The organism is Geminocystis sp. M7585_C2015_104 (genome assembly GCA_015295805.1).
Lineage (GTDB): Bacteria > Cyanobacteriota > Cyanobacteriia > Cyanobacteriales > Cyanobacteriaceae > DVEF01.
The window spans coordinates 1-6,777 of the sequence record DVEF01000104.1; the positions used below are offsets into that span (position 1 = coordinate 1).

The following is a 6,777-nucleotide window of genomic DNA, read 5'->3' on the forward strand; positions in this document are numbered from 1 at the left end:
CTCTAATCAAAACCCTGCCACTCCAATTTAAGTCGGAAACAGTCAACTGGATGAGGGTATTATTGACAGAGGCACTCCTCAACACCCTGATGGCCTCTTTTTGGGGCACCACTAAAGACACCGACTCTGCTCCTTTATGACCATATAGATTAGCAGGGATCAAACCCTGACGACGCAGGGCTCTAGGATTAGTCTTTTCAGTTCTAGTTCTGCATTCCAGTGTAACAGACATATTTGTTGCCCAACTGTAGACTAAAGACGGATCTTCTATGATAAACTATATGGGACTAGGATTTCACGGGTTTCCCCTTGCTATCCAGGAGTGCTCGTTTGGGGCCGTGGATGGGATCTTCTACGATGATAGTCTGCTCCCTTGCCGCCCCGACGGAGACTATAGCTATGGGGACTTCCATCAATTCTGCCAAGAACTTCAGGTAGTCTTGGGCCTGTTTGGGCAAATCCTCCAGAGTGCGACAGTGGCTAGTAGGTTGTTGCCATCCTGGCAGGGTCTCATAAACCGGCTTACAGTTAGCAAACTTAAGGGCGTGGATAGGGAATTCACGACAGATTTCGCCATCAACCTCATAGGCCACACACACCTTGATTTCCGGCAACTCGTCTAGTACATCCAGTTTGGTGATGGCCAGGCAGTCCAAACCGTTGATGCGGGCCGCATAGCGGCCAATTACCCCGTCAAACCAACCACAACGGCGACGGCGGCCCGTGGTAGTGCCGTATTCGGCGCCCTTTTCCGCCAGGTATTCTCCTATTTCATCGTGTAACTCAGTGGGGAATGGGCCTTCCCCCACCCGGGTGGTATAGGCTTTAGCCACACCGATGATGCGATCTATGATGGTGGGGCCTACTCCCGCCCCCACACAGGCGCCTCCGGCGATGGGGTTAGAGGAGGTGACATAGGGGTAGGTGCCATGATCCAAATCCAGAAGAGTGCCCTGGGCTCCCTCAAAGAGGATGTTCTTCTTTTGTTTCACTGCCTGAGCGATTTTGAGGGAACTGTCCACCACATAGGGGCGTAGTCTTTCCGCATAGCCCCGATATTCCTCAATGATTTCCTTGGCATTTAAAGGCGGTAGTCCATAGAGTTTTTCCAATACTGCATTCTTGTAGTTGATAGTCCACTCTATTTTCTCCGGGTAGCGATCGCAGTAGATCAAGTCTAACATGCGGATACCGATTCTTTCCGCTTTATCCGAGTATGTGGGGCCGATTCCTCGGCCGGTGGTGCCGATTCTGTATTTACCCCTTCTTTCCTCCGCCGCCTGGTCTAGAATTCGATGGTAGGGCATGGTCACATGGGCGGTTTGGGAGATGTACAAGTTCCTGGTGGAGACGTTTAGCTTGTGCAACTGGTCGATTTCCTTTAGCAACTCCCGGGGGTCGATCACCGTCCCCGAACCTATAATACACTCGGTGTTGGGGTAGAGTATCCCTGACGGAATCAGGTGGAGTTTAAATGTTTGTCCTTCTACAACTACTGTATGGCCCGCGTTTACGCCCCCTTGGGAGCGCACCACCACATCCGCCGATTTACTTAGCAAGTCTGTGATTTTTCCTTTCCCTTCGTCGCCCCACTGGGCCCCGATTATGATAACGTTAGCCAAGAGTTTTTTTAAGAGCTAAACTTCACACAAACTATTATTATCGCAGTATTAGGGAGGCTTGTCAAGAGCCCATTAATGTCCATTAAAGAGGGAGACTACCATGAGGGAAGCAGATTTATCGGCGATGATAGTACCCTTTTACCTGGATAAGATTCCCAACACCAGTGGCGAGAAAATATCCCAGATTTGGCAGTGGAGCTTCCAGCGATTGGAGGCGAGTCACAGCTATATTCAATGGTTGTTTCCCCTGAAGGAAAAGAGTGCCTACAGTCCCTATGCCCCCCTTCTCACAGACGAGGTCATCTCCCAATTTCATAGCAACAGTCAACTACAAGAAAATTTAAGCAGATCTTTTTCTCTGATGTTGGACTTTTATGGTTTACAGATGAATCGCAATCCCGTTTCCCAGCAGGTTGAGATTACCAGGGGTGTTTCTTTTGGGGAAAGGGCTAAGGGATGGTTAACCAATCGCAATCACAACTATTTGCGTCTGACGCGGATCTTAAAGTCTTTAAGTCTACTGGGCAAAAAAGCTGAAGCCCGCTCTTTTTACCACTGTTTGAAGGAAATTTATGCCGAATACTCAGACATCATAGGGGAGATTACCTTTAACTACTGGAGCAATGCTATAGTTTAATGTTCCCCGCCTTGTCATCTCCTTTGTCATTCCCCCTCTCCTGTGTTATAATGTTCTCTGGTGTTCTATGACCTCTGCTACCTTAGCTCAACTGGCAGAGCAAATCATTCGTAATGATTAGGTTGTGGGTTCGAGTCCCACAGGTAGCTTTCCGGATAACCTCCAAATACAAAGGATTTGAGAGATAAACCGGACAATGCCCCTGTGAAGGGGCGGCCAGAGGCAGATGCCCACTGGAGGGAAGAAGGAAAAGAAAAGCCAGTGGGGGGGGTTGGTGGGGGGTGTACTATGGTAAGTCAACCAGGGAGGCAATGTTGACCAGCTGGAGTTCTTTGAAAGTACGCTTGAATAGTCCAGTCAATACTCTACCAGGCCCAACTTCAAATACGTCTGTAACGCCGAGCTCTACTACCATAGTGGACATAATTTCCCGCCAACGCACACTACCAGTCATCTGTAGTTTTAGGCTTTCCTTGAGAGTTTTACCGCAGGTGGTGGGGATGGGATGAACATTGCTGATAACGGGGATTTGGGCATCTTGGAATTCTACCTTTTCCAGGGTTTGGGTAAACTCTTGATTTGCCTCTGCCATGAGGGGGGAGTGAAACGCCCCTGAAACCTTTAAGGGCACAGCCAGTTTGGCCTTCACCTTTGCCACCACTTCATCTACAGCAGTGGGAGTGCCAGAAATCACCACCTGTTCTTCACTGTTGTCGTTGGCAATCACTACATCTTCCCTTCCCGCTACCAGTTCTTCTAGGGTACTTCTATCAAACTTCATCAAGGCTACCATTTTTCCCCCCTGGCAGCCGTCCATCAGTTGAGCCCGTTTTTGCACCAGTTCCAATCCCGTTGTAAAATCATACACACCAGCAGCATAGAGGGCTGTATATTCCCCTAAACTATGTCCTGCTACAACCTCCGCCTTTTTACCCCTCTCCCTCAACAAGTCTACTAGTATTGCCTCGATGGTATAGAGACAGGGTTGAGTATACAAAGTACGAGAAAGGGTTTCCTCATCTCCCTCACACTTCTCCAATACTGACCATCCTAACACCTGTTCCGCCTCTGCCAGTCTTTTTTGGGCTATTCTGTGTGTCTGTAAGTCTAACCCCATTCCCTTACTTTGTGAACCCTGTCCTGGAAATACCCATGCAACTTTTGTCATTTACGCTACACTGTCTCCTAATGGCCAAACCCCCATTATAGTCCTCCTTTTCCCTTAATTCCAACCCCCCATATTCTGGTGCTATAATCTCTTAGTCTGAACCTATAGTTGTGATGATTTTTAGCCCTGATGATTGACCAGTTAAGAGAGATTTTCAGTAATGCCCTAGTCTCCGCTTTTGGAAAGGAGTTTGCCAAAATAGACCCTCAGGTGATGCCAGCCAGCAATCCCAGGTTTGGTGACTATCAGGTAAATGTGGCTCTTTCCCTAGCCAAAATCCTACAACAAAACCCCCGCACCCTTGCCCAAACCCTCGTCCAACATGCCCATCTTAACGGCATTTGTTATCCCCCAGAAATTGCTGGTCCCGGCTTTATCAATCTTACCATAAAACCGGAGTACATCGCCCAGAAAATTCAGGCTATGGCCAAGGATGAGCGTTTGGGCGTGGAAAAGGCAAAAAAACCTCAAAGGGTGGTGGTGGACTTTTCTAGCCCTAATATAGCCAAAGAAATGCATGTGGGGCACCTCCGTTCTACTATTATTGGCGACTGTATCGCTCGTCTGTTAGAATTCAGGGGTCATGATGTCCTTAGACTAAATCATGTGGGAGATTGGGGCACTCAATTTGGAATGTTAATTGCCTATTTGAGACAGGAAAAACCAGAGGCATTAGTAACAGCAAATGCCGTGGATTTGGGAGACTTGGTTACTCTTTACAAACAGGCAAAGCTCAAATTTGATCAAGACGAAGAATTTAGAGAAAAGGCACGTCAAGAGGTAGTAAAACTTCAAAATCACGACCCGGAGAGTATTAATGCTTGGCAGTTGTTATGTGAACAATCTAGGCGAGAATTTGAGCAGATTTATCAGTTATTGGACATAAAGTTAATTGAAAGGGGGGAGTCTTTTTATAACCCGCTACTGCCAGAAGTGATTAAGGATTTGGAAGCTGCTGGAATCCTCACAGAGGATCAAGGTGCCAAGTGTGTATTTCTGGAAGGTTTTGTTAACAAAGAAGGCAAACCCCTGCCTCTTATTGTGCAAAAATCCGATGGGGGTTATAATTATGCTACCACAGATTTGGCCGCTATAAAATATCGTGTTAACTATGACAAAGCAGAAAGAATTATATACGTCACAGACGCGGGGCAATCTACCCACTTTGCCCAAGTATTTCAGGCGGCAAGAAAGGCCAATTTGGCTCCAGAAAATGTAGAATTAGTCCATGTGCCATTCGGCCTAGTATTGTCGGAAGAAGGCAAGAAAATTAAGACCAGAGAAGGAGAGAGTGTTAAGCTAAAAGAACTCCTATATGAGGCTATAAATAGGGCGAGAAAAGACTTAGAGAATCGTCTAGCACAAGAAGGCAGACAAGAAAGTGAAGAGTTTATAAATCACGTCAGCAGAGTAATAGGATTAAGTGCAGTAAAATACGCTGACTTGAGTCAAAATCGCACCACCGATTATCGTTTCAGCTATGATAAAATGCTAGCCCTTCAGGGAAATACTGCTCCCTATTTACTGTATGCCTATGTCAGGGTACAGGGTATTATCAGAAAAGGCAACATCAATCTGGAAGAATTAAACCTTGAACATCCCATAATCCTAAAGGAAGCAACAGAATTAAACTTGGCTAAACATCTGGTTCAATTAAATGATATAATCCAAGAAGTGGAAAGGGATTTAATGCCAAATCGTCTCTGTTCATACCTTTTTGAACTCAGCCAAAAATTTAATCAATTCTACGACCAATGTCCCATACTACAGGCAGAGGAGAACATAAAAATATCTCGTCTTATCTTGGCTAACCTGACGGCAAAAACTCTCAAACTAGGGCTATCCTTACTAGGTATCCCTGTTTTGGAAAGAATGTAATAAACCTCTGAGGCAAACTGTATGCCTCTTTTTCCTAATTTCCCCAGTTTTTTGATGATTCCAAGATGCGTATATTCATAACAGGTGGGAGCGGTTGTATAGGCCATTATATTGCAGATTTGCTCATAAAAGAAACTGACCATGAGTTGTTTTTTCTGGTGCGAAATCCCTCGAGAATAAAATTTAACTATCACCACCGCCAGGGAATTCATATTATCCGAGGAGATTTAATCAATATCCTGGAATATAAGGAGTTGTTACAAACCATCCATGTGGCTATACTAACCGCTACCTGTTGGGGAGGGGAAAAAGAGTCTTATCAAATCAATGTGGAGGCTAATATAAATCTAATTAAATGCCTAAACCCGCAAGTAATTCAGCGGATAATTTACTTCTCCACTGCTAGTATCTTAGACCATGATAACCAACTACTCCCCGAGGCCGGTACTATTGGCACAGATTATATCAAGAGTAAGTATCAGTGCTTCCTGAGACTTCAAGAATTGGAATTGTACCCGAAAATTATCACCGTCTGTCCAACCCTTGTCTTCGGTGGCGATAAAGATAAACCCTATTCTCATCTGTCTGCCGGTTTAAAAAATCTGCCTAAATGGTTTAATCTTATTCGCTGGTTTAAAGCTGATGGCAGTTTTCACATAATCCACGGCTATGACATTGCCACTATCATTGCTTACTTGGTGGAAAATGGCGATAAATTAGATCCTCAATTCGAGAGAAAATTAGTGTTGGGGAATCCCCCCCTAACTATCAATCAAGCCATTAGGGAAATTGGGGAGTATTTGGGCAAAAAAATCTATTTCCAATTTCCTTTCCCCCCCTGGCTGGCTAGAATTTTTATCAAAGCTTTTAGAATAAAAATGGCAGAATGGGACTATTTCTGCTTCAACTACCGTCATTTCACCTACAACAAATACGTAAACCCCTCCACCTTTAATCTCGAATATAAAGTGCCCAGTCTGTATAAGCTACTCAAAATATCCGGGATATAAAGCCAGAAAAATGTAAAGAACAATTAAAAATAGGAAAGAGAAAAAATGCTAAAATGCTGTAGGAGTGGGAATGCAATTTATGCAGGGCCGGCAGACAGAAAAACAAAAATAAATTGCCGCTATAGTGTTGTCTTTGGGATTGTCGGCTTGCTGCCTTAACTCCAACTCTGACAAAAGCAATAGTCAACCTCCTTAACCTGCGATGTGCGTGGGAGTGGAGATGTTGTAAACGAAGTAATAAACCTAAGTAAAAAACTGGCTGATGGCACTATTTCCCCACAGTCCCCTCCATTTCCCAGTATAGTCTCTGTAGACGGTGAAATCTTCCCCGGCAAAAACTATATCCCCCCCTATTGCCGATTCTCCCCTAATAGCCTACAGCCCTATGGTCTTCATGACTACCAAAGAATTGGCGCCCTTTTGGGAAAAACAGCCTAACATATTTGTAGCACTTGCAATTTA

At 45.1% G+C, this 6,777-nt stretch carries 7 protein-coding genes and 1 tRNA gene; 5 read left to right on the forward strand and 3 right to left on the reverse strand.

Translation table 11 applies throughout. From position 1 onward, the window contains the following. Together IGQ44_12505 and IGQ44_12510 are read right to left on the reverse strand one after the other, a co-directional pair. Positions 1-232 (reverse strand): 50S ribosomal protein L25 (locus IGQ44_12505; GenBank protein ID HIK38798.1); only part of this gene is annotated, 232 nt, incomplete at its 3' end. A gap of 55 nt (positions 233-287) precedes the next feature. Beyond that, positions 288-1,622, reverse strand: coding sequence for an adenylosuccinate synthase (locus IGQ44_12510; protein ID HIK38799.1), 1,335 nt, complete (start codon positions 1,620-1,622; stop codon positions 288-290). A 100-nt stretch (positions 1,623-1,722) separates the two neighbouring features. On the opposite strand from IGQ44_12510, the gene IGQ44_12515 reads away from it, so the two are divergent. Together IGQ44_12515 and IGQ44_12520 are read left to right on the forward strand one after the other, a co-directional pair. Next, the gene (locus IGQ44_12515) at positions 1,723-2,259 is read left to right on the forward strand and encodes a hypothetical protein (GenBank protein HIK38800.1); all 537 of its coding nucleotides are present in this window, start codon (positions 1,723-1,725) and stop codon (positions 2,257-2,259) included. Between the two features lie 76 nt (positions 2,260-2,335). Further along, positions 2,336-2,408: transfer RNA gene (locus tag IGQ44_12520), tRNA-Thr, on the forward strand. Between the two features lie 137 nt (positions 2,409-2,545). Here IGQ44_12520 and fabD read toward each other — a convergent pair. Next, a complete protein-coding gene (gene fabD, locus IGQ44_12525) occupies positions 2,546-3,427 on the reverse strand; it encodes an ACP S-malonyltransferase (GenBank protein ID HIK38801.1) in 882 nt (293 codons plus the stop codon). A 129-nt stretch (positions 3,428-3,556) separates the two neighbouring features. On the opposite strand from fabD, the gene argS reads away from it, so the two are divergent. The 3 genes from argS (at position 3,557) to IGQ44_12540 (ending at position 6,753) form a co-directional block, all read left to right on the forward strand. Continuing rightward, positions 3,557-5,305, forward strand: a complete 1,749-nt coding sequence (argS, locus tag IGQ44_12530) for an arginine--tRNA ligase (protein ID HIK38802.1) — start codon at positions 3,557-3,559, stop codon at positions 5,303-5,305. A 65-nt stretch (positions 5,306-5,370) separates the two neighbouring features. After that, positions 5,371-6,315, forward strand: coding sequence for an NAD(P)-dependent oxidoreductase (locus IGQ44_12535; GenBank protein ID HIK38803.1), 945 nt, complete (start codon positions 5,371-5,373; stop codon positions 6,313-6,315). A gap of 204 nt (positions 6,316-6,519) precedes the next feature. Next, positions 6,520-6,753 carry a hypothetical protein gene (locus IGQ44_12540; GenBank protein ID HIK38804.1) on the forward strand — a complete coding sequence of 78 codons (234 nt, stop codon included), beginning with the start codon at positions 6,520-6,522 and terminating at the stop codon, positions 6,751-6,753. Positions 6,754-6,777 lie beyond the last annotated feature (24 nt).

Excerpts from the sequence above, each read along its gene's own strand:
- fabD (HIK38801.1), bottom strand. The coding sequence starts at position 3,427 with ATGACAAAAGTTGCATGGGTATTTCCAGGACAGGGTTCACAAAGTAAG.
- IGQ44_12535 (HIK38803.1), top strand. The coding sequence starts at position 5,371 with ATGCGTATATTCATAACAGGTGGGAGCGGTTGTATAGGCCATTATATT.
- IGQ44_12515 (HIK38800.1), top strand. The coding sequence starts at position 1,723 with ATGAGGGAAGCAGATTTATCGGCGATGATAGTACCCTTTTACCTGGAT.
- argS (HIK38802.1), top strand. The coding sequence starts at position 3,557 with ATGATTGACCAGTTAAGAGAGATTTTCAGTAATGCCCTAGTCTCCGCT.